This is a genomic window from Micromonospora sp. NPDC047670 (assembly GCF_043204915.1).
Taxonomy (GTDB): domain Bacteria; phylum Actinomycetota; class Actinomycetes; order Mycobacteriales; family Micromonosporaceae; genus Micromonospora.
Genome location: NZ_JBIDDA010000003.1, coordinates 542,836 through 567,992 on the forward strand (window position 1 = coordinate 542,836; position 25,157 = coordinate 567,992).

Sequence of the window (25,157 nt, forward strand, 5' to 3'; positions counted from 1 at the left end):
GAGGGGTGCGCGGGTGCCGACCGGCGGGGCGGGTCGGTGCAGGCCCACACATCCCGGTCGGTGCAGGCCGACGTTCCGGGTCAGTGCAGGCCGACGCCGCGGTGCAGGGCGGTGCGGATGAGCCGGTTGACCAGCTTCGGGTACTCCAGCCCGGAGGCCGCCCACATCCGGGGGAACATCGACGTCGGCGTGAAGCCCGGCATCGTGTTGATCTCATTGAGGTAGACGTCCAACTCCGGGGTGACGAAGAAGTCGACCCGGGCCAGGCCGGCGCAGTCGAGTGCGGTGAAGGCGCGGACCGCGTACTCCTGGATCTGCCGGGTCACCCGCTCGGGCAGGCCGGCGGGAATGTCGTACTCGCAGGCGCCCTCGGCGTCGATGTACTTGGCCTCGAAGTCGTAGAAGTCGTAGTCGCCGACGACCCGGACCTCGGCGAGCACAGACGCCTCCGGCGCGCCGCCGGCCTCGCCCTCCAGCACGCCGCACTCGATCTCGCGGCCGACGACGGCGCCCTCCACGAGCACCTTCGGGTCGATCTGGCGGGCCGTGGCGACGGCGGCGTCCAGGTCCGCCCAGTCGGTGACCTTGGTGATGCCGAACGACGAGCCGGCCCGGGAGGGCTTGACGAAGACCGGCAGCCCCAGCCGCTCCTTCTCCGCCTCGCTCAGCGTCATCCCGTTGCGCAGCACCGCGTACGGGCCGACCGGGATGCCCTCGGCGGCGCAGAGCTTCTTGGTGAACTCCTTGTCCATGGCGGCGGCGGAGGCGAAGACGTTCGCCCCCACGTAGGGGATGCCGGCCATCTCCAGCATGCCCTGGATGGTGCCGTCCTCCCCGTACGCGCCGTGCAGCACCGGGAAGACCACGTCGACGTCGGCGAGCGCCCGGGGGCCCTCGGCCGGGTCGAGCACCATCAGCCCGTTGCCGGTCGGGTCGGCGCGCAGCACGATGTCGGTGCCGGACTCGGCGGTGATCTCCGGCAGCCGGCGGGCGTTGATCGCCAACTGGGCCGGGTCGCCGCTGGTCAGCACCCACTGGCCGGCCCGGGTGATGCCCACCGGCACCACCTCGAACTCGTCCGGGTCGAGCGCGGCGAGCACGCTGCCGGCGCTGACGCAGGAGATGCCGTGCTCCGGGCTGCGGCCGCCGAAGACGATCGCCACGCGGGTCCTGCCTGGGGTGGTCACTGCGTCACCTCTTCGTACGCGACTGTTCCGGTCGTGGCGCTCACCCGGTTGACCTTACTGTGCGTGGCCGAATCCGGATGCCGATACCCGCGAGCGACGACGACCACGCGCAATCGGTCAGCGAAGCCTATACGGTGCGTAACTTCGACGCGCCATTCCACCCAACCTCCGCCCAGGCCGTCGAACCGATAGTCGATTTCGACTGTTAGAGTTCGACCATGCCACGGCGCGCCCTCGACAACCCGCTGGTGCTGGCGATCCTCGGCCTGCTCCTGGAACGCCCCATGCACCCGTACGACCTCCTCGGTGAGCTGCGGCGACGCAGCGAGTACCGGGCCGCGGCGATCACCCGCGGCTCGGTCTACGACATCGTCGGCGCGCTCCTCGCCGCCGGCTGGATCGCCGAAGCGGCCCGGCTGCGGGCCGGGAACCGTCCGGAGCGGACCGTGTACGCGCTGACCACCGCCGGCCGGGAGGAGCTGGTCCGTCGCCTCGACGCGCAGATCCGCAACCCGCAGCGGGAGTTCACCCCGTTCCTCGGCGCCGTCGCCTACCTCGGGGCCCTGGGCCCGGAGGGCGCGACGGACGCGTTGGCCGAGCGCGCCAGGCTGCTGCGGGAACGGACCGCGGCCGACGAGCGCCGGCTGGCCGGGGTGCTCGGCGAGGGCGTGCCGCGGCTGCACGTCATCGAGGCCGAGTACGCGCTCCGGCTGGCCCACGCCGAGCTGGCCTGGATCGACTCGGTGCTCGCGGAGATCCGCACCGGTGCGCTGGCCTGGCCGGGCACCGCCGAACCCCACGGGAGTTGACATGCTCTTCGGTATCTACCCCGGCAGCGTGACCGGCGACGACGCCGGCGGGATCGCCGCCGGCCGGCCCGACGATCCGCAGCAGATCGCCACGGCGCTGGCGGATCTCCAGGGCCGGCCGGGTCGGCCCTTCCTGGTCCGCGCCTACCTCACCTTCCACGACCGGACCCCGCGTGGCGGACCGCACCCGACCGCGACGCCACCCGACGCGGCCCGGTACGCCGGGGACGGCCGCCGCCTCGAACTCGTGGCGCAGTACCGCTCGGATTCCGGCGACGTCGCCGGGTACTGCGACTTCGTCCGGGAGGTGATCGACCAGTACGGTGCCGTCACCGACCGGCTCCAGATCACGGAGGAGCCGAACGTGCCCGGCAACCCGGTGCTGGACGGCTACTACCCGAACGTCGCCGACGCCGTGGTGGCCGGGGTGTCGGCTGCCAGGGAACACGCGCGCCGGCTCGGTCACCGGCACCTCCGGGTCGGCTTCAACACCACCCCGCTGTTCGGCCCGGCCGCCTCGTTCATCGCGGACCTGACCCGCCGGGGCGGCCCGGACTTCGTCGCCGACCTCGACTACGTGGGTCTGGACTTCTTCCCCGACGTCTTCCACCCGGTCGCCGTGGCCGACCTCGCCGGCGCCGTCGAGTGGCTGCTGCGCCGGCACCGTGTCGAGGCACTCACGCCGGCGGGGCTGGGCGCGGTGCCGCTGCGCATCACCGAACACGGCTGGCCCACCGGGCCGGACCGTCCGGCGGCCCGCCAGGCGGAGGTGGTCGACATCGTGCTCCGCACCCTGGCGGCGGTGGCCCCGGAGCTGCTGGTCGACGGATACTCGCACTTCGCGCTCCGCGACGCCGACAGCACGCGGGCCAGTCTGTTCCACCGGTTCGGGCTCCTCACCGACGACTACACCCGCAAGCCGGCCTTCGACGTCTACCGCAAGCTCGTCGAGGAGCTGGGCGACGGGACGACGCACTGAGGGCCGCCCGGCGTCCGCCACCACCGAGATCCGGGGCGATGACGGCGCCGGGCGCCCACTACGCTGCTCGTCCTATGAGCGCTGATCCCCTCATCGAATCGCTGACGGCGGCCCTGGACGCCCGCCCCGACGACCTGCCGCTGCGACTCCACCTCGCCTCGCTGCTGCTGGACGGCGGCCGGGCCGGGGAGGCGATCGCGCAGGTCGGGCAGGCGCTCGCCCGGGATCCGGGCAACGCCCAGGCGCAGGCCCTGATGCAGCGGGCGCTGGGTGGCTCCGTACCGCCGCCGGCGCCCGCCCCGGCGGGCCCGCAGCCGCCGGCGCAGCGCCGGGCGTCGGCCGGGCCCGACGGTCCCGCCGCGACCGCCGACCAGGATCCCCTCGCGGCCTACGAGCAGGAGCTGGCGGACGTCGTGCCGCCGCGCTTCGCCCGCGCCGGCGACGAGCCGGAGCCGGTGACCGGCGACGAGGACCGGGTGTTCGACGTGGAGACCTCCGGCATCCGGCTGGCCGACGTGGGCGGCATGTCGGCGGTCAAGGAGCGGCTGGAGCTGGCCTTCCTCGGCCCGCTGCGCAACCCCCAGCTACGCAAGATGTACGGCAAGAGCCTGCGTGGCGGCCTGATGCTCTACGGCCCGCCCGGCTGCGGCAAGACGTTCCTCGCCCGGGCCGTCGCCGGCGAGATGGGCGCCAAGTTCATCTCGCTGTCCATCGTGGACGTCCTCGACATGTGGATGGGCAACTCGGAGCGCAACCTGCACGAGCTGTTCCAGGCGGCCCGCCGCAACGCGCCCTGCGTGCTCTTCCTCGACGAGGTCGACGCGCTCGGGCACAAGCGCTCGCAGGTCGGCTCCAGCTCGATGCGGACGCTGGGCAACCAACTGCTGGCCGAGCTGGACGGGATGGAGGGCAGCAACGAGGGCGTCTTCGTGCTGGCCGCCACCAACACCCCCTGGGACGTCGACCCCGCGCTGCGCCGCCCGGGCCGGCTCGACCGGGTGGTGCTGGTGCTGCCGCCGGACGCGGAGGCGCGCCGGTCCATCCTGGAGTACCACCTCCGGGAACGGCCGATCGCCGGGATCGACCTGCGGAAGATCGTGGCCGCCACGGAGGACTACTCCGGCGCCGATCTGGCCCACCTCTGCGAGACCGCCGCCGAGTACGCGATGGCCGACTCCGTACGCACCGGCGAGGTGCGCATGATCGAGCAGCGGGACCTGGAACGGGCGGCGAAGGAGGTCCGGCCCTCGACGAAGCCGTGGATGGCCACGGCCCGCAACGTGGCGATGTTCGCCAACGAGGGGGGCGTCTACGACGACCTGGTGGCGTACCTGAAGCGGCGCCGGATGCTGTGACGCCGGAGACGGCCCGGCGGGGCGCCGGGCCGCGCCTCTCCGCCGGGCCGGGCCTCCTGCCGGACGGGCTGGGTCCGGCGGGGCCGCTCTCCCCGGTCGCACCGACTCGCCGGCGCGCCCGGCGCCGGCCTCGCGGCGTCTTCCCTGCTCGCGTCGCCCGGCCCGGCGTGCCGGACGCGGCGTCGCCTGCGGCGGCGGGTCAGCCGCGCGCGTGTCGCCGGCCGATGGCGATCACCTTGACCCGCTGCCGGCCGGCCCGCACCATGCCCAGCGCCATGAACGCGCCGGCGATCCGGTCGGCCGCCTCCCGGCTGGTCGCGCCGACCACCTGGCGGCGCCGCTCGGGGCAGGTCCGCTCGTCGCGCCCGGCGCCGTCGACGGGGCGGACGTCGGTGAGCACCACGAGGAACCGCGTCACCGGAGGCCGCCGGCGCGGTCGGCGCGGATCTGCTGACCAGTACGCACGTCGAATCCCTTCCGGCTGGCGGGCCACGGGCGTGGCACGCGGCGATCGGGTACGGGGGAGAAACCCGATCGCCGCGCGCCCCATCCCCTCCGGTCGCTCACCACCACCGTCGCCACGACAACCGGCGGTGAGGACGCGATGACAGATTGACATGTCTACAGCCGTGAATGCAACTCTCATCGACGTTCTCTCATCTACACCTTCCCGGCAAGATGTGCGACGATCGATGCATGGCTCCCAAGACCGCCCGCGCCCGACGCCTGGGCATCGCGTTGCGCACGCACCGGGAAGCCGCCGGCCTCACCCTGGAGGCGGCGGCGGACGAGATCAGCAGCACCCGCAGCACCCTGTCCCGCTACGAGAACGCGCAGACGCTGGTCAGCCCGGCCACCGTGCGCGCCCTGCTCACCCTCTACGGGGTCGGCGCGGACGAGGTGGCGGCGGCCGTCCAGCTCGCCAAGGACGCGCGCAAGCCCGGCTGGTGGGTGTCGTACTCGTACCTGCTGGACCGGCGCACCATCGACTTCATCGCGCTCGAGGCCGAGGCGACCGGGATCGCCAACTTCGAGCCGTCGGTGGTGCCGGGGCTGCTGCAGACCGCCGACTACATCCGGGGCGTCATGCGCGGCGGCCCGCACACCCTCGGCGACGACGAGGTGGAGCAGCGGGTCCAGGTCCGGCTCGACCGCCAGCAGCGGCTCACCGCCGACAACCCGCCGATCCTGGACGCCATCATCGACGAGGGCGCGCTGCTGCGCCCGGTCGGCGGCCGCCCGGTGATGGAGAGTCAGCTGCACCACCTGCTGAAGATGGGCGAGCTGCCGAACATCACGGTGCAGGTGATCCCCCTCGCCGCCGGCTACCACCGGGGCACCCGGGGCTCGCTGCACATCCTGGAGTTCGCCGACCCGGAGGACCCGATCATCGCCTCGGTGGAGACCGTGGCCGGGCAGATGGTCCTGGACCGACCGGGTGACCTGCGAACCTGCACCAAGATCATGGAGCACCTGCGGACCGTCGCGCTCAGCCCGGCGGCCAGCCGCGACCAGCTCCTCCAACTCCTGAAGGGACGGTAGGACATGACACCGACGACCAGCGCGACGCTCGCCGTGGCCCGGTGGCGCAAGAGCAGCCACAGCGGCGACGAGGGGGCGTGCGTGGAGATGGCGGTGCTCCCGGGAACGGTCGCCGTCCGCGATTCGAAGGACCCGTCCGGCCCGGCGCTGATCTTCCCGCCCGCCGCCTGGGCCGCCTTCGCCGGGGCGCCGCCCCGCCGCTGACCCACCCACGGCGCCGGCGCGCCGCTACCCGCACGCGACGCCGGCGCCCCCGCGCCGTCGACGGTCCCGCCGATGGGAGCCGGTGGGGCCGTCGACGCGCGGGTCACGGCGCGGGAGCCGGACCGGCGACGCGGAAGCGGGGCTCAGGCAGGGCGGCGGGCGGTGACGGCGGTGGCGTCCCGGTCGTCGTCGCGGGTCACCGTGGGGCGCAGGCCGGCGGCGGCCAGCGCGGCGCAGAGCGCCTCCGTCTGCGCCTCGCTCGTCTCCACCACCAGGTGCCCGCCCGGGGCCAGCCAGCGCGCCGCGCCCGCGGCGACCCGGCGCAGCACCGCCAGCCCGTCCGGCCCGCCGTCGAGGGCCACCGGCGCCTCGTGCAACCGGGCCTCCGGCGGCATCAGCGCCACCGCCGCCGTCGGCACGTACGGCGCGTTGGCCACCACCAGGTCCAGCCTTCCCCGCCAGCGCGCCGGCAGCGGCGCGTACAGGTCGCCGTGGAAGACCGGGACGCCCAGCGGGGCCAGGTTGCGCCGGGCGCAGGCCACGGCGGCGGGGTCGACGTCGGCGGCGGCCAGCCAGCGCGGGGCGAGCCGGCGGGCCAGCGCCACGGTGGTGGCGCCGGAACCGCAGCAGAGGTCCACCACGGCCGCCGCCGGACCGGTCACCGCGGCGGCGGCGTCGACCAGCAGGGCCGTACGGGCGCGGGGCACGAACACGCCGGGTTCGACGGCGATCCGCTCGCCGCAGAACTCGGCCCAGCCGAGCAGGTGCTCCAGCGGCAGCCCGGCGACCCGACGGGCGGCCAGGTCGGCCAGCGCCTGCGGCGAGTCGGCGGCGGCGATCAGCAGGTCCGCCTCGTCCTCGGCGTAGACACAGCCGGCGGCGCGCAGCCGGTGCACGAGGGCGGGTCGGTCGGGATGGAAGGAAACAGTCACGGTGAACCTCCGGGAACGCTCGTCGACGCTCCCGGGCCGCCGGAAATCAGCCGGCGTGCCGTCGGAGGGGAGCGTCGGTCCTGCCTGTCGGGTGGATCGGACTCACCTCCTCGGGTCGGGGCCCGGCGGCTCCGGACCACGGACACCATAGCCCAGCGGCCACCGTCGAGCGGTCACCGACCGGCGTGCCCACCGACCGGCGAGCGGTCACCGGCCGTCGTGTTCGGCGGCCGGCGCGCGGTCGGGCGGCCGGCGCGCGGTCGGGCGGCCGGCGCGCGGTCGGGCGGCCGGCGCGCGGTCGGGCGGCCGGCGTGTTCAGCGGCTGGCGTCGAGCGCGGCGGCCACGTCGGCGACCAGGTCGACGGCGTCCTCCACCCCGCAGGAGAGCCGGACGAAGCCGGGCGGGGTGTCGTCGCCCCACTGGGCCCGCCGGTCGGCGGTGGTGTGCAGGCCGCCGAAGGAGGTGGCCGCGCCCACCAGCCGGGCCGCGTCGAGGAACCGCGCCACCCGCTCGGCGTCGCCGAGATCGAAGGAGAGCACCCCCGGCATCCGTCGCATCTGGACCGAGGCCACCGGGTGGGCCGGGTCGCCGGGCAGCCCCGGCCAGCGCAGCCCGGTCACGTCGGCGCGCCCGGCGAGCAGCCCGGCCAGCGCCTCGGCGTTGGCGGTCTGCCGGGCCAGCCGCAGGTCCAGGGTGGCCAGCGACCGGTGGGCGAGCCAGGCGTCGAAGGCGCCGGGCACCGCCCCGGTGACGTTCCGCCAGCCGGTCACCGCCGCCAGCAGCTCGGCCGAGCGGGTGGCGACGTAGCCGAGCAGCAGGTCGGAGTGCCCGGTCAGCGCCTTCGTGCCGGAGGCCACCGCGAGGTCGGCCCCGAGGTCCAGCGGGCGCTGCCCGAGCGGCGTGGCCGTGGTGTTGTCGACCGCGACCAGGGCGCCGGCGGCGTGCGCGCGGGCGGCCAGCGCGGGCACGTCGGCGACGTCCAGGCCCGGGTTGGCCGGGGTCTCCAGCAGCACCAGGCGTACGCCGTCGAAGGCCGGATAGGGGCCGGCGGTGGGGGCGAGGAGCACCCGGACCCCGATGCCCTCCAGGGTGTCGGTGGCGAACGCCCGGACGGAGAAGTAGCCGTCCGACGGGAGCACCACGGTGTCCCCCGGCCGCAGCACCGTCAGCAGCAGCCCGGTGATCGCGGCCTGCCCGCTGGCGAAGACCCGGCAGTCGCCCCCCTCCAGCTCCCCGATCGCCGCCTCCAGCAGCCGCCGGGTGGGGTTGTCCGGCCGGCCGTAGCCGTCCGGCGCCGCCGCCGGTCCCGCCCACGGGTCGAGATGGTACGGCGCGGCGAAGACCGGCCCGGGCAGGAACGGCTGGCCGGGGGCCGGCTCGGGCAGCCCGGCGCGGACGCAGCGGGTGCCGTCGGCGGGCCCCTCCCGTCGGCCGGCTGCGGCGCCGTCTGCCTGGTACGCGTGAGGCTCGGTCATGTCACTCACTCCGGTTTCGTCGTCCGGCTCATCAGGGCGTCAACGGCGAGCCGCGGGTCGACGCCCTCGTGGCAGACCAGCTCGACCTGCTCGGTGATCGGCATCTCCACCGCGTGCGCCCGGGCCAGGTCGCGGATGGCGAGCGCGCTCTTGACCCCCTCGGCGGTCTGCCGGGTGGCGACGCGGGCCTCCTCCAGGGTCGCGCCCCGCCCCAGGTGCTCGCCGAAGGTGCGGTTGCGGGCCATCGGCGAGGAGCAGGAGGCGACCAGATCCCCCATCCCGGCCAGGCCGGCGAAGGTGAGCGGATCCGCGCCGAGGGCCACCCCGAGGCGGGCGGTCTCGGCCAGCCCCCGGGTGACCAGCATGGCGCGGGTGTTGTCACCGAAGCCCATCGCGACGGCGATGCCGTACGCCAGGGCGATCACGTTCTTCACCGCGCCACCCAGCTCGCAGCCGATCACGTCGTCGTTCGTGTACGGCCGGAAGTAGGGCGTGGTGATCGAGCGCTGCACCAGCGTGGCCCGGGCGGAGTCGGTGCAGGCGACCACCGTGGCGGCCGGCTGCTCGGCGGCGATCTCGGGGGCCAGGTTGGGGCCGGAGACCACCACCACCCGGTCCGCCGCCACCCCGGCGGTCTCCACGATCACCTCGCTCATCCGCTTGGTGGTGCCGAGCTCGATCCCCTTCATCAGCGAGACGAGGGTGGCGTCCGGGTGCAGGTGCCCGGTCCACTCGGCCAGGTTGCCGCGCAGCGTCTGCGACGGCACGGCCAGCACCACCAGCTCGGCCCCGGTGATCGCCTCGGCGGCGTCCCCGGTCGCCGTGACCCGGGACGGGAGCAGCACGTCCGGCAGGTACTCCGGGTTGCGCCGCTCGGCGCGGATCGTGTCGGCGACCGGCTGCCGGCGCGCCCAGATGGTGACGTCCCGGCCGGCGTCGGCGAGGATCTTGGCGAACGCCGTCCCCCACGACCCGGCCCCCAGCACCGCGACGTGCCCGCTCACGCCGCCGCCTCCGGCCGGCGCTCGTCTCCCGGGCGGGCCGGTCGTTCCCACAGGGGCGGCGCGGTGCCGCCCCTGATCTCGGCGAGCAGGTCACGCAGCCGCAGCATGATGGTGTCGGTCATCTCCTCGAGGACGGCTTTGGTCGGGGTGGCCCCGGCCCACCGGCTGAGGTCGACCGGCGGGCCGGCCACCACGGTCACCGGAATCCGGGGGCGCGGGTTCAGCCGGGACCGGCGCGGGTCGAAGATCCGCTCCGGCCCCCACATGGCGACCGGGACCACCGGCGCGCCGGTGGCGAGCGCGAGCCGGGCAGCTCCGGTCTTGCCCTTCATCGGCCACAGCTCCGGCTCGCGGGTGATGGTGCCCTCCGGGTAGATCACCACCGCGCCGCCCTCGGCCAGCGCGGCGACCAGGGCGTCGAGCGACCGCACCGCGTCGACGGTGCCCCGCTCGACGGGGATCTGGCGGCATCGGTGCAGGATCCAGCCGACCAGCGGAACCCGGAACACGCTCGCCTTGCCCAGGAACTGCGGCCAGCGGCCCGAGTCGTAGACGAAGTGCGCCGCGACCAGCGGGTCGGCGTGCGAGATGTGGTTCGGCACGATGATCACGCCGCCGTCGCGGCGGAGGTACTCCATGCCTCGCCAGGTGCGTCGGGTCCAGACGAGCATCACCGGCTTGACCAGCACCACGGCGAACCATTGCCAGAATCCCAGCCTCCGCCGTGTCACTGCGCCTCCTCGTGCCGCCCCGCCCGCACCGGATCCGCACCCGGTGACGCCCGCAGCGGAAATCATGCCTGCTCGACCAGGGTCCGGCCAGAGAGGGTACCGCCGTGCGCTGGCAGGATGGCGGGTGTGAGTGAGTCGGGGTGGACCGTCGTGGTGCCGGTGAAGCATCTCGCCGCCGCGAAGAGCCGGTTGCGGGGCGCCCTGCCGGCCGTACCGCACGAGGAGCTGGCGCTGGCCCTGGCGGCCGACACGGTCGCCGCCGTGCGGGCCTGCCCGGCGGTCACCCGCGTGCTGGTGGTCACCGACGACCCTCGGGTGGCGGCGACGGCCCGGCGGGCGGGCGCGAGGGCCCTGCCGGACGCCCCGGACGCCGGGCTGAACGCCGCCTTCCGGCACGGCGCGTCGGCCGCCGGCGGCGGCTGGGTGGCCGGGCTCACCGCCGACCTGCCCGCGCTGCGCCCGGCCGAGCTGGCGGCGGCGCTGCGGGCGGCCCAGGCCGACCCTGCGGGCGTACGCCGGTATGTCGCGGACGCGCCCGGCGACGGCACCGTGCTGCTGGCCGCGCCACCGGGCGTGGCCCTGGATCCCCGCTTCGGGGTCGGCTCGGCCGCCGCGCACGCCGCGAGCGGGGCGCTCGCCCTGGCCGGGGAGTGGCCGAGTCTGCGCCGCGACGTGGACACCGCCGACGACCTGGCCGCGGCGGCCCGGCTCGGGCTGGGGCCGCACACCGCGGCGCTCGCCGCCGCCGGCTGCCCCGCCTGACGCGCGGCTGCCCCGCCGCGGCGTGGCCCGTCCACCGCGTGGCCCGTCCACCGCGTGGCCCGTCCACCGCGTTGCCCGCCCGCCGCGTTGCCCGCCCGCCGCAGGCGTGGCCCGTTCGGCGCGGGCGTGGCCGGCGGGCCGCGGTTGTGGCGGCGGTGTGCGCGCTCGTGCGGGGGCGCGGGCGGTGTAGCGTGCGGGGCATGCAGGGGACGGTGGCCACCTACGACGCGGCGACCCGCAGCGGGATGCTGCTCCTCGACGACGGCACCGAGCTGGCCTTCCCGGCCCGGGCGTTCGACGCCTCCGGCCTGCGGCTGCTCCGCCTCGGCCAGCGGGTGCGCGTCGACACCGACGCGGCCGGCGAGGTCGTCCGGGTGACGTTGCCGACGATGGCCTGAACGACTGGTCGAAGTTCATTTTGCGTTAACCCGGATCGGGTGATTATGAGCGGGTGAGCACCCCTCGCGAGCCCGCCAACCGACCGCCCCACGTCGCCGATCCCACCGCGCCCCGCAACGGCACCCGTCCCCGGGGCGCCGACGGCCGCTTCCGACCGCAGGGTCCGGCCGAGAGCGCCCGGACGGACGACGACGGCCCCGACGCGGCGGCCGCCTCCGCGGGCCTCGAGGAGGTGCTCGACCCGGTCACCGGGCCGTCCCCCGCCGCACCGTCGGCGTCCGGGCCCGACGACGAGCCGTCCCCCGCCGCACCGTCGGCGTCCGGGCCCGACGACGAGCCGCCCGCCGCCGCGCCGCTGCCCGAGGACCGCTTCCTCAACCGGGAGCTCTCCTGGCTCGACTTCAACGCCCGGGTGCTGGCGCTGGCCGAGGACCCGCGCACGCCGCTGCTGGAACGGGCCAAGTTCCTCGCCATCTTCGCCAGCAACCTCGACGAGTTCTACATGGTGCGGGTGGCCGGGTTGAAGCGGCGGCTCCAGGCCGGCCTGCCGGTGCGCGGCGGCGACCGGATGCCGCTGCGCACCCAGCTGGAGCTGGTCGCCGAGAAGGCCGCCGCGCTGGTCGCCCGGCAGTCGGCCTGCTTCACCGACGACGTGCTGCCGAAGCTGGCCGCCGAGGACATCCGGATCCTGCGCTGGGCGGACCTGGACGACCCGGAGCGGGCGCGGCTGCGCGCGTACTTCCGGGAGCAGATCTTCCCGGTGCTGACCCCGCTGGCGGTCGACCCGGCGCACCCCTTCCCGTACATCTCGGGGCGGTCGCTCAACCTGGCTGTGGCGGTCCGCGACCCGGACGGCGGCTCCGAGCTCTTCGCCCGGGTGAAGGTGCCGAACAACGTGCCGCGCTTCGTCCGTGTGCACCGCAACCAGCCGGGCGTGCGGATGCTGCCGGTGGAGGACCTGATCTCGGTGCACCTGGGGCAGCTCTTCTCCGGCATGCAGGTGGTGGAGTGCCACCTGTTCCGGGTCACCCGCAACGCCGAGGTGGAGGTCGACGAGGACCGCGACGAGGACCTGCTCCAGGCCCTGGAACGGGAGCTGGCCCGGCGCCGGTTCGGCCCGCCCGTCCGGCTGGAGGTGGACGCCTCGATCTCCGACCACATGCTGGAGCTGCTCGTGCGCGAGCTGGACATGCACGACCAGGAGGTGCTGCGGGTGCCCGGCCTGCTGGACCTGTCGGCGCTCTGGCAGCTCTACAACGAGGCGGACCGGCCGGACCTGAAGGACCCGCCGTTCGTGCCGGCCACCCACCCCCGGCTCACCGAGGGCGAGGTGCCCCGCAGCGTCTTCGCCACCCTGCGCGACGGCGACATCCTGGTGCACCACCCGTACCACTCGTTCGCCACCAGCGTGCAGCGCTTCATCGAGCAGGCCGCCGCCGACCCCGACGTGCTGGCCATCAAGCAGACCCTCTACCGCACCAGCGGCGACTCGCCGATCGTCGACGCGCTGGTCGACGCGGCGGCGGCCGGCAAGCAGGTGGTGGTGCTGGTCGAGCTGAAGGCTCGCTTCGACGAGGTGGCCAACATCGGTTGGGCGCGCACCCTGGAGCGGGCCGGCTGCCACGTCGTCTACGGCCTCGTGGGCCTGAAGACGCACTGCAAGACCGCCCTGGTCGTACGCCAGGAGGGCAACCAGATCCGCCGCTACTGCCACATCGGCACCGGCAACTACCACCCGAAGACCGCCCGGCTCTACGAGGACTTCGGCATGCTCACCGCCGACCCGGAGATCGGCGCCGACCTGACCGACCTGTTCAACGTGCTCACCGGCTACAGCCGGCAGACGGCGTACCGGCGGCTGCTGGTGGCCCCGCAGGGCATCCGCAGCGGGCTGATCGAGCGGATCGAGCGGGAGATCGCGCACGTACGGCTCGGCATGCCGGGGCTCGTGCAGATCAAGGTGAACTCGCTGGTCGACGAGGAGATCACCGACGCCCTCTACCGGGCCTCCCGGGCCGGTGTGCACGTCGACCTGCTGATCCGGGGCATGTGCACCCTGCGGCCGGGGGTGCCGGGCCTGTCGGAGAACATCCGGGTCCGCTCCATCCTGGGCCGGTTCCTGGAGCACTCGCGGATCTTCCGGTTCGGCAACAACGGCGACGCCGAGTTCTGGATGGGCTCGGCCGACCTGATGCACCGCAACCTGGACCGCCGCGTCGAGGCGCTGGTGCGGGTGAGCGATCCGGTCGCCCGGGCCGAGCTGGACCACGTCATGGCCGCGGCGATGGGCCCGGACGTGGAGGCGTTCGAGTTGGCGGCCGACGGCACCTGGAGTCGGCGTACCGGCACGGCGGAGGAGCCGCTGGTCCACCTGCAGGAACTGCTACTGCGTCGGGTCGGTGGCACCGCGAGCTGACCGGCACGCGCATAGGCTGACGAGATGCTGGATGAGCGGGACGCGGCCGGCCCGGGTCGGACCTGGGCGGCCGACGTCCCCGACGGGGCGCCCTCGATCCGCGCGGCGGGCGGCGTCGTGTGGCGCCCCGCCGACGAGCCCGACCACGCCGCGCCGGGCGCGCGGCGGGCCGGGATGCTGGTCTGCCTGGTGCACCGGCCCCGCTACGGCGACTGGTCGCTGCCGAAGGGCAAGCTGGAGCCGGGCGAGCACCCCCTGCTCGCCGCCGTACGCGAGGTGGCCGAGGAGTCCGACGTCCGGGCGGTGCCGCAGGTGCGGCTGCCCACCGTGCGCTATCGCAGCGAGGGCCGGCCGAAGGTGGTCGACTACTGGTCGATGCGGGCGGTGGCCGACGGCGGTTTCCAGCCGGGCACGGAGGTCGACGAGGTGCGCTGGCTCGGCGTGGACGAGGCCATCCGGTTGGTCAGCTACCCGCACGACGCCGAGGTGCTGGCCGCGTTCGCCGCCCTGCCGGCGGTCACCGGGACGATCGCGCTGGTCCGGCACGCGCACGCCGGCAAGCGGGCCACCTGGTCCGGCCCGGACACCGGCCGGCCGCTCGATGCCCGGGGCTGGGCGCAGGCCCACGCGCTGGCCCCGCTGGTCGCGCTGGTCCGCCCGGCACGGCTGCTGTCGGCCTCGGCCCGCCGGTGCGTGCAGACCCTCGACCCGGCGGCGGCGCTGCTCGACCTGCCGATCGAGGTCGACGGCGACCTGGACGAGCCGAGGCCGGGTCAGCAGCCCGACGAGTGCGCGCTGGCCGCCGCCGCCCGCCTGAGCGCGCTGGCGACCTCGGGCGGGCAGGCGGGGGTGTGCAGCCAGGGCAAGGTGATCCCCGGCGCTTTGGAGCGGCTGACCGGGCGGACCTACGACTTCACCACCCCGAAGGGCGGCGGCTGGCTGCTCGCCTTCGCCGGGGACCGCATGCTCGCCGCCGACCGCCTCTGACCTGCGGCTCCCCCCGGGGCGGAGGGGGCGTCCGACGCCCCGCCACCCGGGCGAGGGGACGTCCGACGCCCCGCCACCCGGGGCGACATCCGACGACCGCCGATCGGGCGGACGGGGCGGCTCACGCCGCTCCCGTCGGTCGCGGGAGGGCGGCGCCCGACGGTCAGGTCGACGGCAGGGTCAGGGTCACCGCGACCGGGAGGTGGTCGCTGGCCGTGCCGCGCGGCGCCGCCGCATCCCGGGCGGCCAGGCCGGGCGTGACGAACACGTGGTCGATCTGCTGGCGCGGGTCGTCCGCCGGGCTGGTCGGCAGCGGGCGGGCCGGGGCCAGCGCGTCGACCAGCCCGGCGCGGGTGAACTCGGCGAACGCCGGGTCGTCCGGCTCGGTGTTCATGTCGCCGGCGACGACCAGCGGGCGGCCGGCCGCGTACCGGAGGGCGAACCCGGCGACCGCGCGGGCCTGGACCACGGGATCCTCGCCGGGCGGCGGTTGCAGGTGGGTGGCGACCACCGCGAGGCGGACACCCGCGCTGAAGTCCACCGTGACCCCGAGGGCCTGCGCGCCGGTGGGCGCGCCGACCGCCGGCAGCCGCCGGGTCCGGGCCTCGTCCAGGGGCCAGCGGCTCAGCACGGCGTCGCCCCAGAGCGCGTCGGCGGCGGGCGCGAAGACGTAGGGCATGTCCAGCCGCTCCGCCAGCAGGTCGAGCGTGTCGTGACCGCCGTTGAGCAGCCAGCCCCGGTCCACCTCGCCGAGCGCCACGACGTCGGCCCCGGCGACCGCCCGCGCCAGCGCGTCCGGATCGAAGCGGCCGTCCATCCCGAATCCCATCCGGACGTTGTACGCCGCCACCCGCACGGTGTCGGGCGGCCCGTCGCGGTTGGTGGCGGTCAGCAGCTCGTCGCTGACGATCGCGGCGAGCAGGGTCAGCACGGCGGCGGAGGCGGCGGTGAGCACCGGCGGCAGCGACCGCGCCACCGGCCCCGACCCGGGCCGGGCGGCCAGCCCGATCGCGGCGACGAGCACGGCCACGGCCACGGGCACTCCGGCGTTGGGGTGGCCCAGGTCGTACGCGGCGTAGTAGAGCACCGCCGCGACGGCGAAGACGAGCATCCCGGCGACCACCGCGTACGCCCGCCGCCCGGCCGCCCGGGCCGGATCGGTGGCGTCGTCGGCCGCTACGCCGGATCCGGCGTCGCCGTCGACCGCTGCGGCCGGGTCGGCGGCGGGCCGGACGCCGGACGTGTCGCGTCCGTCGGCGGCGCCGGACGACGCCAGGCAGCCGCCGAGCCCCACCGCGGTGAGCAGGACGGCCGGCAGCAGCAGCTCCCCGCGTTCGAGGGCGAAGAGGACGGCCCCGGCCACCAGGGCCGTCGGGGCGAGCCACCGCCACATCCCGCGGCGCGGTGACGCCAGCGCGGCGAGCAGGAAGCCGCCGACGGCCACGGCGACCGGGGCGGAACCGAAGAGCGGCACCGTGGCGACCCCCACGTCGTCGCCGGGGTGCGACCGCAGCAGGCCGAACTGGTAGGACGTCGCCGTGCGGGCGACCGCCGGGGAGAGCGCCACCATGCCGGCGAGCAGCAGCGCCGGGCCGGCCAGCAGCCAACTCCGCACGCCGCCCGGTCCGGCCGGCGGCGCCGGCCGCGCCTGCCCCGCCAGGAAGAGCGCGCCGACCAGGCCGGCGGCGAGCCACGCCGCCCGGCTTCCGAGAAACGGCGGGTGGTACGTGTCCAGCGCGGTGTGCAGGACCGCGCCGAGCGCCAGCCCGGACGCCAGGCCGGGCACCGGCCGGTCGGTGGCGGCGGCGACACCGGCGAGCCAGAACAGCCCGGCGAGCAGCCCGGCCGCGGCGATCCAGAGCTGGGGCCGCCCGCCCGGCTGGCCGGCGACGACGAGTCGGGCGGCGGCCAGCAGCACGGCGGCGGCGAGCGTGACCGGGCGGGCGCCGACCCGGCGGACCAGCGCGGGCGCGGCCAGGGCGAGCACGAACCAACCGAGCGCGAACGCCCCCAGCAGCTCGGCCGGGGTCGAGGCGGCCTGCCCGAAGATGGTGATGACGGCCGGCAGGAAGACGCGCAGCACGTCGACCAGGAGCACGACGCCCAGCGCGAGGGTGAGGGTGGTGAGGTGGCGGTAGCGCACGGGGGCTGCCTTTCGCCGACCGGAGGGGGTGCGGCGATTCTGCGTGCGGCGCACCGCCCCGGTCAACGCCCGCCCGACGGGCGGGGGCACGCGACAAGGGCGCCCACCGTGCCGGTGGACGCCCTCGTACCGCTGCGATTCAGCGCTTGGTCGCGGCCTTCTTGGCCGGGACCTTCTTGGCCGGGGCCTTCTTGGCCGCGGCGCTCTTGCTCGCCGCCGCGGTGGTCTTCTTCGCCGCGGTGGCCTTCGTCGCCGCGGCGCTCTTCTTCGCCGGGGCGGCCTTGGTGGTCGCGGTCTTCTTCGCCGCGGTGGTCTTGGTCGCCTTCGCCGCCGTGGTCGTCTTCGCCGCGGTGGTCTTCTTCGCCGCGGCCGTGGTGGCCTTGGCCCCGGTCGCCTTCGCGCCCGTGGCCTTGGCACCCGTGGCCTTGGCGCCGGTCGCCTTGGCCCCGGTCGCCTTGGCCCCGGTGGTCTTGGCGGCGGCCGTGGCGGTCTTCTTCGCCGCCGCCGTGGCCTTCGGCACCTTGCCGCTGGCCACCATCTCCTTGAATCCGGCACCCGGCCGGAAGGTCGGGACGGATGTCTTCTTGACCTTCACCGCCTCGCCGGTCCGCGGGTTGCGCGCTGTTCGGGCGCCCCGGACGCGCTTTTCGAACGCTCCAAATCCGGTGATCGCCACCTTCTCGCCCTTGGTGACCGCCGCCTGGACCTCAGCGAGAACCGCGTCGAGCGCGGCCGTCGCCGTCTTCCGGTCCCCCAGGCGAACGGCGAGCGCCTCGATGAGCTCGGCCTTGTTCACGACTTCCTCCCGATTGTGCAACTGACTCGACGCGAGCCATTCTGCGCGCACGGTATGCCCTGTGCTGCCGGGACACAAACATTCGGTGGAAAAAAGCCCTTGTGTCGTAACGGATTCACCCCCACCGGTCAGACCGGTGGGGGCGGAATCCGCTGCGCGATCGGGCGTACGGCTATGCGACCGTGGGCAGGAACGGCGGCCGGGTGGCCTCGAAGGCGCTGATCTCGGCCTCGTGCCGGAGGGTGAGTCCAATGTCGTCCAAGCCCTCCATCAGCCGCCAGCGGCTGAAGTCGTCCAGCGGGAACGACCAGGTGGCCCCGCCGACCCGGACCTGTCGGGCGGTCAGGTCGACGGTGACCGGCGTGGTCGGGTCGGCCTCGACCAGATCCCAGATCTCCTCGACCGCTTTCAATTCCAACTCGACCGGCAGCAACCCCTCCTTGAGCGCGTTGCCGCGGAAGATGTCGCCGAAGCGGGGGGAGATCACGGCGCGGAAGCCCCAGTCGCGCAGCGCCCAGACGGCGTGCTCCCGCGAGGAGCCGGTGCCGAACTCCGGACCGGCCACGAGAATCGACGCACCGGAATACGCGGCGTCGTTGAGCACGAATTCGGGGTCCTCGCGCCACGCGCTGAACAAGCCGTCCGCGAAACCGGTCCGGGTCACCCGCTTGAGGTACACGGCGGGGATGATCTGGTCGGTGTCCACGTTGGAACGGCGCAGCGGCACGGCCGTGCCGGTGTGGGTGGTGAACCTCTCCATCTGCGGTGTGCCCTTCTACAGGTCGGCGGGAGCGGCCAGCCGGCCCGCCACGGCGGTGGCGGCGGCGACCGGCGGGGAGACCAGGTGGGTGCGTCCGCCCCGGCCCTGGCGGCCCTCGAAGTTGCGGTTGGAGGTGGACGCGGAGCGCTGGCCCGGGGAGAGCGTGTCCGGGTTCATGCCCAGACACATCGAGCAGCCGGCGAAGCGCCACTCCGCCCCGGCGTCGGTGAAGACCTTGTCCAGCCCCTCCGCCTCGGCCGCCTCGCGGACGGCGGCGGAGCCGGGCACGACCAGCATCCGCACCCCGTCGGCGACCCGGTGCCCGCGCAGCACGTCGGCGGCGGCCCGGAGGTCCTCCAGCCGGCCGTTGGTGCAGGAGCCGACGAAGACCACGTCGACCGCCAGGTCCCGCAGCGGGGTGCCGGCGCGCAGGTCCATGTACTCCAGCGCGCGGCGGGCGGCGGTCCGCTCGGCCTCGGTGACGAACTCCTCCGGATCCGGCACCACCGCGCCCAGCGGGGCGCCCTGACCCGGGTTGGTGCCCCAGGTGACGAACGGCGTCACCGCGGCGGCGTCCAGCGTCACCTCGGCGTCGAAGGTCGCCCCCTCGTCCGTGGGCAGGGTCCGCCAGTACGCGACCGCCGCGTCCCAGTCGGCGCCCTGCGGCGCGTTCGGCCGCCCCTTCAGGTACGCGAACGTGGTGTCGTCCGGCGCGATCATGCCGGCCTTGGCGCCCCACTCGATCGACATGTTGGCGATGGTCATCCGCCCCTCCATGGACAGCGACCGGATCGCCTCGCCGCGATACTCGACGATGTGTCCGCGCCCGCCGCCGGTGCCCACCTGGGCGATCAACGCGAGCACCAGGTCCTTGGCGGTGACCCCGGGGGCGAGCTGCCCGGTCACGTTCACCGCCATCGTCTTCGGCCGGGTCTGCGGCAGCGTCTGGGTGGCCAGCACGTGCTCGACCTCACTCGTGCCGATGCCGAACGCGAGCGCCCCGAACGCGCCGTGGGTGGCGGTGTGCGAGTCGCCGCAGACGATGGTCATGCCGGGCTGCGTGACGCCGAGCTGCGGGCCGATGACGTGCACGATGCCCTGGTTGGCGTCGCCGAGCGGGTGCAGTCGGACGCCGAACTCGGCGCAGTTGCGGCGCAGCGTCTCGATCTGCGTACGCGAGGTGGGGTCGGCGATGGTGAGCAGGTCGCCACGCCGCTCCCGGAACGACGGGTCGGCGTACCCGGTCGGGGTGTTGTGGTCCTCTGTCGCGAGCGTGAGGTCGGTGCGGCGCACGCGGCGGCCGGCGAGGCGCAGCCCGTCGAAGGCCTGCGGGCTGGTCACCTCGTGCAGCAGGTGCAGGTCGATGAAGAGCAGATCCGGCTCCCCCTCGGCGGACCGTACGACGTGCGCGTCCCAGACCTTCTCGGCCAGGGTCCTCGGCTCGGTAGTAGTGACTCCCACCATCTGGACATCCTAAATTCTGGGAGGTAAATTTCGGCTTGTGGGACACAGTATGAGCGGTGTCGGCGTTCTCGACAAGGCGGTGGTCATTCTGGCCGCCTGTGTCGACGGCGCCAGCCTGGCCGAACTCGTTGAACGCACCAAGCTGCCCCGGGCCACCGCGCACCGGCTGGCGCAGGCGCTGGAGATCCACCGGATGCTGGTCCGGGACACCCAGGGCCGGTGGCGCCCGGGCCCGCGCCTGGGTGAGCTCGCCAACGCCGCGCCGGACGTGCTCCTGACGGCGGCGGAGCCGCTGCTGGCCGCGCTGCGGGACGCCACCGGCGAGAGTGCGCAGCTCTATCTGCGCCGCGCCGACGAGCGGATCTGCGTGGCCGCCGCGGAGCGTGCCAGCGGCCTGCGGGACACCGTGCCGGTCGGCTCGGTGCTGCCGATGACGGCCGGCTCGGCGGCCCAGATCCTGCTCGCGTGGGAACCGCCGGAGGCGGTGATGCCGCTGCTGCCCCGGTCGAAGTTCACCGGCCGCACCCTGGCCGAGGTGCGCCGCCGCGGCTGGGCGCAGAGCGTCGCCGAGCGGGAGGCCGGTGTGGCGAGCGTCTCCGCCCCGATCCGCGACCGCACGGGTCGGGTCATCGCCGCGATCAGCATCTCCGGCCCGATCGAGCGCCTGGGCCGTCGCCCCGGCGAGCGCCACGCCATGGCCGTCGTCCGGGCCGGCCAGCGTCTCTCCGGCCTCTGACCCCATGCCCCTTCGCGCGACCGGGAGCGTCCGGCCCTGACCGGACCCCACCCTGCCCGTGGCACGGCCCGCAGCGGCGGCGCTGACCGGAGCCCACCCTGCCCGTGCCACTGGTGGGCCCCGCCCGTGGCACCGGCCTGCGTCAGCCCGGCCCCGGCCGCGACGCTGCCCGTGGTGCCGGTCCGGCGCCAAGCCCGGACCGTAACCGGGTCCGGGCCCGCCCGGACCCGCCCTTGGGCCGGGCCGGGTGGCGTCGGGCAGCCGATGGCCGGCGTCCCGGGGGTGCGGACGTGCCGAGGGGCCTGGAACGCGGATCGGCCCGCCTCACCGGGTGAGACGGGCCGACCGTGCTTGTAGCCCCGACCGGATTCGAACCGGCGCTACCGCCTTGAGAGGGCGGCGTCCTGGGCCGCTAGACGACGGGGCCAAGACTTTCCCTGCTTCCACCGCCCACGTGAGCGGTGCGGCTGTAGTCTAGCGGCGTCCCCCGAGGGGGTCCGCACCGGGTCGCCCCGCACACCGCGTCAGGCGGCTGTCGGCCGGGCAGCGGCCGGGACGCCCGGCGGCAGCAGGTCCGCCCCGCAACGGCCGGCGCGGGCAGCCTCTGGAGGCCACGGCGCGGGCTGGCCAAGCGTGACGGGCCGTAACGCGGCGGCGGAATGCGGGCGGCCGGAATGCGGCGGCCGGAATGCGGAAAGGCCCGCCTCACCGGGGTGAGACGGGCCGACCATGCTTGTAGCCCCGACCGGATTCGAACCGGCGCTACCGCCTTGAGAGGGCGGCGTCCTGGGCCGCTAGACGACGGGGCCAGAACTTCCTTGCCGCGCCGCTCTGCCGAACGGCGCCGCTGGACTCTATCAGAGAGAACCTCCGACTCCCTGACGGGAACCGGAGATCCACTCCAGCGAGATCCAACGCCCGAGGCTCTTCCGAACCTCGGCTGCGCTGGGGTACCAGGACTCGAACCTAGACTAACTGAACCAGAATCAGTCGGGCTGCCAATTACCCCATACCCCATTGGCCCCTTGCGGCGCCGGGAACAAACTTTACCCTCCCGGTGCCGGCAGGCCAAATCGAGCCCCCGGAAGCGCCTCTGAGCTGCGCGAACCGGGCCTCGACGCGGATCAGGCGACGGGCACCACCGGGTTGGTCAGCTCCCCGATCCCCTCGATCCGCACGGTTACCGTATCCCCGTCCGTGAGCGGGCTAACCCCCGCCGGCGTGCCGGTGAGCACCACGTCGCCGGGGAGCAGCGTCATGACGTGCGAGACGTACGACACCAGGGCCGGCACGTCGAAGACCATGTCCCGGGTCCGGCCTAGCTGGCGGACCTCCATCTCCTCGGGGCTGCGCCCCACCTCGCACCGGATCTCCAGGTCCCGCACGTCGAGGCCGGTGGTGATCCACGGCCCGATCGGGCAGAACGAGTCGAAGCCCTTCGCGCGGGTCCACTGGCCGTCGGAGCGCTGGAGGTCCCGGGCCGTGACGTCGTTGGCGCAGGTGTAGCCGAAGATGGCCCGCTCCGCGGCGGCCCGGTCGGCCCGGCGCGCGCCCGGCGCGCCGATGACCACCGCCAGCTCGGCCTCGTGCTCGACCTGCTTGGAGAAGATCGGCAGCCGGATCGCGTCCCGGGGCCCGATCACGGAGGTGGACGGCTTGAGGAAGAGCAGCGGCTCCTTCGGCACCTCGGTGCCGTGTTCGGCGGCGTGCTCGGCGTAGTTGCGACCGACGCAGACGACCTTGCTGGGCAGGATCGGCGAGAGCAGCCGGACGTCCGACAACGCCCAGCGGGCGCCGCTGAAGGTGATCTGGCCGAACGGGTGGCCCTCGATCTCGGCGACGGTCAGGCCCTGCGGGCCCGCCTCCGGCTCGCCCTCGACGACCCCGAACGACATTCCCTTGGCATGAGCAAAACGAGCGATACGCACCAGGCCAATCTAGTGCGGTCGCCACCGACGTTCACCGGGTCCCGCCGGTGGGTCGTGTGCGTCCTCGCCTGGTGGGCGGGCGGCTTCCCCGGCTCGCCGGGGGCGGGCCAGCCGCGCACCCTACGCCACCGGCCGCCCGCCCGGGCGCACTTCCCGACTTCGTACCCGCCCGGCGCCGCCGCGCCCCTAGCGTCGGCTCCGGAGGTTCGTTCGTATGCCTGCATCGACACGACACCACAGGGCCCTCGCAGTGTTCGTACACTGCCTCGGCATTCTCGCCGCCGTGCCGGCACTGCCCACGGCGGCACCGCCCGCGGCGGCCGCGCAGCCACCACCGGCGGCGGCCGCGCCGACCCCGGCGCCGGCGATGCCGTCGGCGCCGCCGGCGGTGCCGACCCCGACGCGGGCCGCCCCGCCGGTGGCGAAGCCGCCGGTCACGGTGGCGGTGGCGCCGGAGAGCACGCCGGCGCCGCGCTACCGGATCGAGGTCCGCAACGCCGGCAGCTCGCCGGTGGACACCACCGTGCGGCAGGAGCTGCCGCCCGGCGCCTCGGCGACCGCCATCACCGCCGGCGGCCGGGCCAGCCGCGCCGCCGGGTCGGCCACCGAGGTGACCTGGCAACTCAAACTCCCCGCCCGGAGCACCACCACCCTCGGCACGACGCTGACCACCGCCGCCCCGGACCGGCCGCTGACCGCGCCGGCCTGCGCCTTCGCCCGCGACGGCAGCCGGCCGTACGACTGCGCGACGGCGACCTGGAACGCCGCCGCGCCGGCGGCCGCACAGGAGACGGCGGGGACGCCGGCGTGGCGCCGCACACCCGTGCTGCTGGCCGGACTGGCCACGGTGGCGGTGCTCGCGATCGGCGGCGTCTGGACGTGGCGGCGGCGCCGGCGGCCCGTCGCCGCCGCCCTCTCCCCCGGCGGGCCGGGGACCGTCTACCCGAGGCCGGCCACACCCCGGCCGGCGCAGATCCGTCGCACGCCGTCGGTCTGGCTGATCGTCCCGGTGGCCGCCGCCGTGCTGGCCGGCACGGTGGGCACCGCCGCCTGGACGGCCACCCGGGAGGTCGCGGCCATCGACACCGACAGCCAGCCGACCAGCGGCGCGTGGATCGGCCGGGGCGCCAACGGCGCGATCGGCGAGCCGCTGCGCGAGTCGGCGTTCGAGTTCACCGTCTACCGGATCGCGTGCGAGCCGGGCCGCAGCGCGCGGCAGTGCCAGGCCACGGTCGGGGTGCGCAACCTCACCCCGGAGCAGCAGAGCTGGCACGGCCGGCTGCAACGGGCGTACCTGCCGGACGGGAACTTCGTCACCACCGACGAGCAGGCCACCCGGTTTGCCAACCAGGGCCGGGACGTCTTCGCCCAGCCGATGGCGGCCGGCAGCCGGGCCGTGCTGCCGCTGGTCTTCACGGTCGACGGGCAGGCGCCGCCGGAGCAGTTGGAGCTGCGCAGCGGGGTGTTCTCCGCCGGGGTCCGGGTGGACGTGCCCTGACCGGCGGCGGGGCGGCGGTCGTACCCTGGGGTCCGTGACCGCCGCCCGCACACCCGACCTGCCCGAGCTGGGGACTCGTCAGAGGGCTCGGAGCGGGCAACCGGGGCCGGGAACGGTGACCAGCATCCCCGTGGCGAACTGGCTTCCGCTCATGGCGGCCCACGAGCGACGCGCCGACGCCCTCACCGCGGGCCACCGCGCGCGCCGGACCACCCGGGAGCGCCACGTGATCGACGACTTCCTGTACGACTACTACGGGACCCGGCCCTCCGTGCTGCGGCGGTGGCACCCCGGGGTGGGTGTCCGTCTGGAGCCCGGGCCGGACGTCGCCGTCCCGCACGGGCGGTGGCGCTGGTACGCCGCGGACGCGGACGGGGTCGTGGGTCTCGACGTCGCGGCGTTCCTCGCCGACCGGGGTGACTCGGTGCGCTTCGTCCACCGGTTGTTGTCCGCGATCGCGTCGCGCCCCGCCTTCACCGGCTGCTTCGGCCTGCACGAGTGGGCGATGGTGTACCGCCAACGAGAGCATCGACACCCGCTCCCCCTGCGCCTGGGGCAGGCGGGCACCGACGCGGTGGTCGAGTCGCACCAGATCCGCTGCACGCACTTCGACGCGTTCCGGTTCTTCACGCCCGACGCGGTGGGCCTCAACCGGCTGCGGCCCACCAGGGAGAGCCAGGTGGAGCTCGACCAGCCCGGCTGCCTGCACGCCTCGATGGACTGCCACAAGTGGGCGACCAAGCTGGGCCCCGCGGTCCCGGGGGACCTGGCGCTCGACTGCTTCGAGCTGGCGCGGGACATCCGGCTGCTCGACATGCAGGCGTCCCCGTACGACCTCTCCTCGTACGGGCAACCGGCGGTGGCCATCGAGACTCCGGAGGGCAAGGCGGAGTACGTGGCTCGGCAACGCGAGTTCGCGCGACGTGCCGGCCGGCTACGCGCACGGCTGATCGAGGTGTGCGCGACGCTGCTGGACGCGGCGGAGCCGCCGGCACGGTGAAGGTGTGACCGACTGAGCCGTCCTGGCCCCCGCTGTCCCCGGCGGCATC

Annotated in this window: 23 protein-coding genes and 3 tRNA genes; 12 read left to right on the top strand and 14 right to left on the bottom strand. The window is 74.9% G+C overall.

The window, feature by feature from the left end; genetic code table 11:
* Positions 1-80: 80 nt before the first annotated feature.
* Positions 81-1,187, bottom strand: a complete 1,107-nt coding sequence (locus tag ACGF7U_RS10445; protein WP_393105052.1) for a D-alanine--D-alanine ligase family protein — start codon at positions 1,185-1,187, stop codon at positions 81-83.
* A gap of 218 nt (positions 1,188-1,405) precedes the next feature.
* On the opposite strand from ACGF7U_RS10445, the gene ACGF7U_RS10450 reads away from it, so the two are divergent.
* The 3 genes from ACGF7U_RS10450 to ACGF7U_RS10460 all read left to right on the top strand — a co-directional run bounded on the left by ACGF7U_RS10450 (position 1,406) and on the right by ACGF7U_RS10460 (position 4,330).
* Positions 1,406-1,996, top strand: a complete 591-nt coding sequence (locus ACGF7U_RS10450) for a PadR family transcriptional regulator (RefSeq protein ID WP_393105054.1) — start codon at positions 1,406-1,408, stop codon at positions 1,994-1,996.
* Between the two features lies 1 nt (position 1,997).
* Positions 1,998-2,975 carry a hypothetical protein gene (locus tag ACGF7U_RS10455; RefSeq protein WP_393105056.1) on the top strand — a complete coding sequence of 326 codons (978 nt, stop codon included), beginning with the start codon at positions 1,998-2,000 and terminating at the stop codon, positions 2,973-2,975.
* A gap of 74 nt (positions 2,976-3,049) precedes the next feature.
* Entirely contained in the window at positions 3,050-4,330 is a 1,281-nt protein-coding gene (locus tag ACGF7U_RS10460; protein WP_393105058.1) for an ATP-binding protein, read from the top strand.
* A 199-nt stretch (positions 4,331-4,529) separates the two neighbouring features.
* Here the strand turns inward: ACGF7U_RS10460 and ACGF7U_RS10465 are convergent, their stop codons facing one another.
* A complete protein-coding gene (locus ACGF7U_RS10465) occupies positions 4,530-4,748 on the bottom strand; it encodes a hypothetical protein (protein ID WP_350704800.1) in 219 nt (72 codons plus the stop codon).
* A gap of 278 nt (positions 4,749-5,026) precedes the next feature.
* Here ACGF7U_RS10465 and ACGF7U_RS10470 point away from each other — a divergent pair, with 278 nt between their 5' ends.
* Together ACGF7U_RS10470 and ACGF7U_RS10475 are read left to right on the top strand one after the other, a co-directional pair.
* Complete coding sequence (locus tag ACGF7U_RS10470) at positions 5,027-5,872, top strand: helix-turn-helix domain-containing protein (protein ID WP_393105060.1); 846 nt, start codon at positions 5,027-5,029, stop codon at positions 5,870-5,872.
* A gap of 3 nt (positions 5,873-5,875) precedes the next feature.
* A complete protein-coding gene (locus ACGF7U_RS10475) occupies positions 5,876-6,076 on the top strand; it encodes a DUF397 domain-containing protein (protein WP_393105062.1) in 201 nt (66 codons plus the stop codon).
* 143 nt (positions 6,077-6,219) lie between these two features.
* Here ACGF7U_RS10475 and ACGF7U_RS10480 read toward each other — a convergent pair whose 3' ends face one another.
* The 4 genes from ACGF7U_RS10480 to ACGF7U_RS10495 all read right to left on the bottom strand — a co-directional run bounded on the left by ACGF7U_RS10480 (position 6,220) and on the right by ACGF7U_RS10495 (position 10,219).
* Positions 6,220-7,008 (bottom strand): putative protein N(5)-glutamine methyltransferase, encoded by a 789-nt coding sequence (locus ACGF7U_RS10480; RefSeq protein WP_393105064.1) that lies wholly within the window; start codon positions 7,006-7,008, stop codon positions 6,220-6,222.
* Between the two features lie 315 nt (positions 7,009-7,323).
* Positions 7,324-8,484: a cystathionine gamma-lyase gene (locus ACGF7U_RS10485; protein WP_393105066.1), complete on the bottom strand. Its 1,161-nt coding sequence runs from the start codon at positions 8,482-8,484 to the stop codon at positions 7,324-7,326.
* A 5-nt stretch (positions 8,485-8,489) separates the two neighbouring features.
* Entirely contained in the window at positions 8,490-9,488 is a 999-nt protein-coding gene (locus ACGF7U_RS10490; protein ID WP_393105068.1) for an NAD(P)H-dependent glycerol-3-phosphate dehydrogenase, read from the bottom strand.
* The gene (locus tag ACGF7U_RS10495) at positions 9,485-10,219 is read right to left on the bottom strand and encodes a lysophospholipid acyltransferase family protein (protein ID WP_393105070.1); all 735 of its coding nucleotides are present in this window, start codon (positions 10,217-10,219) and stop codon (positions 9,485-9,487) included. Before ACGF7U_RS10495 ends, ACGF7U_RS10490 begins: the two co-directional genes overlap by 4 nt.
* Positions 10,220-10,345: 126 nt before the next feature.
* Between ACGF7U_RS10495 and cofC the strand changes: the two genes are divergently transcribed.
* From cofC to ACGF7U_RS10515, 4 genes are all read left to right on the top strand, one after another.
* On the top strand, positions 10,346-10,981 hold the full coding sequence (gene cofC, locus ACGF7U_RS10500; protein WP_393105072.1) for a 2-phospho-L-lactate guanylyltransferase: 636 nt from the start codon (positions 10,346-10,348) through the stop codon (positions 10,979-10,981).
* 200 nt (positions 10,982-11,181) lie between these two features.
* Entirely contained in the window at positions 11,182-11,379 is a 198-nt protein-coding gene (locus ACGF7U_RS10505) for a cold-shock protein (protein WP_393105074.1), read from the top strand.
* 53 nt (positions 11,380-11,432) lie between these two features.
* Positions 11,433-13,796, top strand: a complete 2,364-nt coding sequence (locus ACGF7U_RS10510) for an RNA degradosome polyphosphate kinase (protein WP_393105076.1) — start codon at positions 11,433-11,435, stop codon at positions 13,794-13,796.
* A gap of 24 nt (positions 13,797-13,820) precedes the next feature.
* Positions 13,821-14,783: an NUDIX domain-containing protein gene (locus ACGF7U_RS10515; protein WP_393105078.1), complete on the top strand. Its 963-nt coding sequence runs from the start codon at positions 13,821-13,823 to the stop codon at positions 14,781-14,783.
* A 163-nt stretch (positions 14,784-14,946) separates the two neighbouring features.
* Here ACGF7U_RS10515 and ACGF7U_RS10520 read toward each other — a convergent pair whose 3' ends face one another.
* The 4 genes from ACGF7U_RS10520 to leuC form a co-directional block, all read right to left on the bottom strand.
* On the bottom strand, positions 14,947-16,926 hold the full coding sequence (locus ACGF7U_RS10520) for an endonuclease/exonuclease/phosphatase family protein (RefSeq protein ID WP_393105079.1): 1,980 nt from the start codon (positions 16,924-16,926) through the stop codon (positions 14,947-14,949).
* Between the two features lie 139 nt (positions 16,927-17,065).
* Positions 17,066-17,722 carry an HU family DNA-binding protein gene (locus ACGF7U_RS10525; protein ID WP_393105081.1) on the bottom strand — a complete coding sequence of 219 codons (657 nt, stop codon included), beginning with the start codon at positions 17,720-17,722 and terminating at the stop codon, positions 17,066-17,068.
* Positions 17,723-17,894: 172 nt separating this feature from the next.
* Entirely contained in the window at positions 17,895-18,482 is a 588-nt protein-coding gene (gene leuD, locus ACGF7U_RS10530) for a 3-isopropylmalate dehydratase small subunit (RefSeq protein ID WP_393105083.1), read from the bottom strand.
* Positions 18,483-18,497: 15 nt separating this feature from the next.
* Positions 18,498-19,946: a 3-isopropylmalate dehydratase large subunit gene (gene leuC / locus ACGF7U_RS10535; protein WP_393105085.1), complete on the bottom strand. Its 1,449-nt coding sequence runs from the start codon at positions 19,944-19,946 to the stop codon at positions 18,498-18,500.
* A gap of 49 nt (positions 19,947-19,995) precedes the next feature.
* Here leuC and ACGF7U_RS10540 point away from each other — a divergent pair, with 49 nt between their 5' ends.
* The gene (locus ACGF7U_RS10540) at positions 19,996-20,682 is read left to right on the top strand and encodes an IclR family transcriptional regulator (RefSeq protein ID WP_013284529.1); all 687 of its coding nucleotides are present in this window, start codon (positions 19,996-19,998) and stop codon (positions 20,680-20,682) included.
* A gap of 354 nt (positions 20,683-21,036) precedes the next feature.
* On the opposite strand, the gene ACGF7U_RS10545 is transcribed toward ACGF7U_RS10540, so the two are convergent.
* The 4 genes from ACGF7U_RS10545 to ACGF7U_RS10560 all read right to left on the bottom strand — a co-directional run bounded on the left by ACGF7U_RS10545 (position 21,037) and on the right by ACGF7U_RS10560 (position 22,610).
* Positions 21,037-21,109, bottom strand: a tRNA-Glu gene (locus ACGF7U_RS10545).
* A 309-nt stretch (positions 21,110-21,418) separates the two neighbouring features.
* Positions 21,419-21,491 (bottom strand) — tRNA-Glu (locus ACGF7U_RS10550).
* Positions 21,492-21,627: 136 nt separating this feature from the next.
* Positions 21,628-21,699 (bottom strand) — tRNA-Gln (locus ACGF7U_RS10555).
* 107 nt (positions 21,700-21,806) lie between these two features.
* The gene (locus tag ACGF7U_RS10560) at positions 21,807-22,610 is read right to left on the bottom strand and encodes a fumarylacetoacetate hydrolase family protein (protein WP_393105087.1); all 804 of its coding nucleotides are present in this window, start codon (positions 22,608-22,610) and stop codon (positions 21,807-21,809) included.
* 214 nt (positions 22,611-22,824) lie between these two features.
* On the opposite strand from ACGF7U_RS10560, the gene ACGF7U_RS10565 reads away from it, so the two are divergent.
* Together ACGF7U_RS10565 and ACGF7U_RS10570 are read left to right on the top strand one after the other, a co-directional pair.
* Positions 22,825-24,108, top strand: a complete 1,284-nt coding sequence (locus tag ACGF7U_RS10565) for a hypothetical protein (RefSeq protein ID WP_393105089.1) — start codon at positions 22,825-22,827, stop codon at positions 24,106-24,108.
* 151 nt (positions 24,109-24,259) lie between these two features.
* Positions 24,260-25,108, top strand: a complete 849-nt coding sequence (locus tag ACGF7U_RS10570) for a 3-methyladenine DNA glycosylase (protein ID WP_393105308.1) — start codon at positions 24,260-24,262, stop codon at positions 25,106-25,108.
* The last annotated feature ends 49 nt before the right edge of the window (positions 25,109-25,157 follow it).

Bases quoted from the DNA above. Each gene is read 5' to 3' on its own strand.
- ACGF7U_RS10565 (WP_393105089.1), top strand. From the start codon at position 22,825: ATGCCTGCATCGACACGACACCACAGGGCCCTCGCAGTGTTCGTACAC.
- ACGF7U_RS10540 (WP_013284529.1), top strand. From the start codon at position 19,996: ATGAGCGGTGTCGGCGTTCTCGACAAGGCGGTGGTCATTCTGGCCGCC.
- ACGF7U_RS10505 (WP_393105074.1), top strand. From the start codon at position 11,182: ATGCAGGGGACGGTGGCCACCTACGACGCGGCGACCCGCAGCGGGATG.
- ACGF7U_RS10470 (WP_393105060.1), top strand. From the start codon at position 5,027: ATGGCTCCCAAGACCGCCCGCGCCCGACGCCTGGGCATCGCGTTGCGC.
- ACGF7U_RS10570 (WP_393105308.1), top strand. From the start codon at position 24,260: ATGGCGGCCCACGAGCGACGCGCCGACGCCCTCACCGCGGGCCACCGC.
- ACGF7U_RS10460 (WP_393105058.1), top strand. From the start codon at position 3,050: ATGAGCGCTGATCCCCTCATCGAATCGCTGACGGCGGCCCTGGACGCC.
- ACGF7U_RS10515 (WP_393105078.1), top strand. From the start codon at position 13,821: ATGCTGGATGAGCGGGACGCGGCCGGCCCGGGTCGGACCTGGGCGGCC.
- ACGF7U_RS10475 (WP_393105062.1), top strand. From the start codon at position 5,876: ATGACACCGACGACCAGCGCGACGCTCGCCGTGGCCCGGTGGCGCAAG.
- ACGF7U_RS10485 (WP_393105066.1), bottom strand. From the start codon at position 8,484: ATGACCGAGCCTCACGCGTACCAGGCAGACGGCGCCGCAGCCGGCCGA.
- ACGF7U_RS10455 (WP_393105056.1), top strand. From the start codon at position 1,998: ATGCTCTTCGGTATCTACCCCGGCAGCGTGACCGGCGACGACGCCGGC.
- leuD (WP_393105083.1), bottom strand. From the start codon at position 18,482: ATGGAGAGGTTCACCACCCACACCGGCACGGCCGTGCCGCTGCGCCGT.
- leuC (WP_393105085.1), bottom strand. From the start codon at position 19,946: ATGGTGGGAGTCACTACTACCGAGCCGAGGACCCTGGCCGAGAAGGTC.
- ACGF7U_RS10450 (WP_393105054.1), top strand. From the start codon at position 1,406: ATGCCACGGCGCGCCCTCGACAACCCGCTGGTGCTGGCGATCCTCGGC.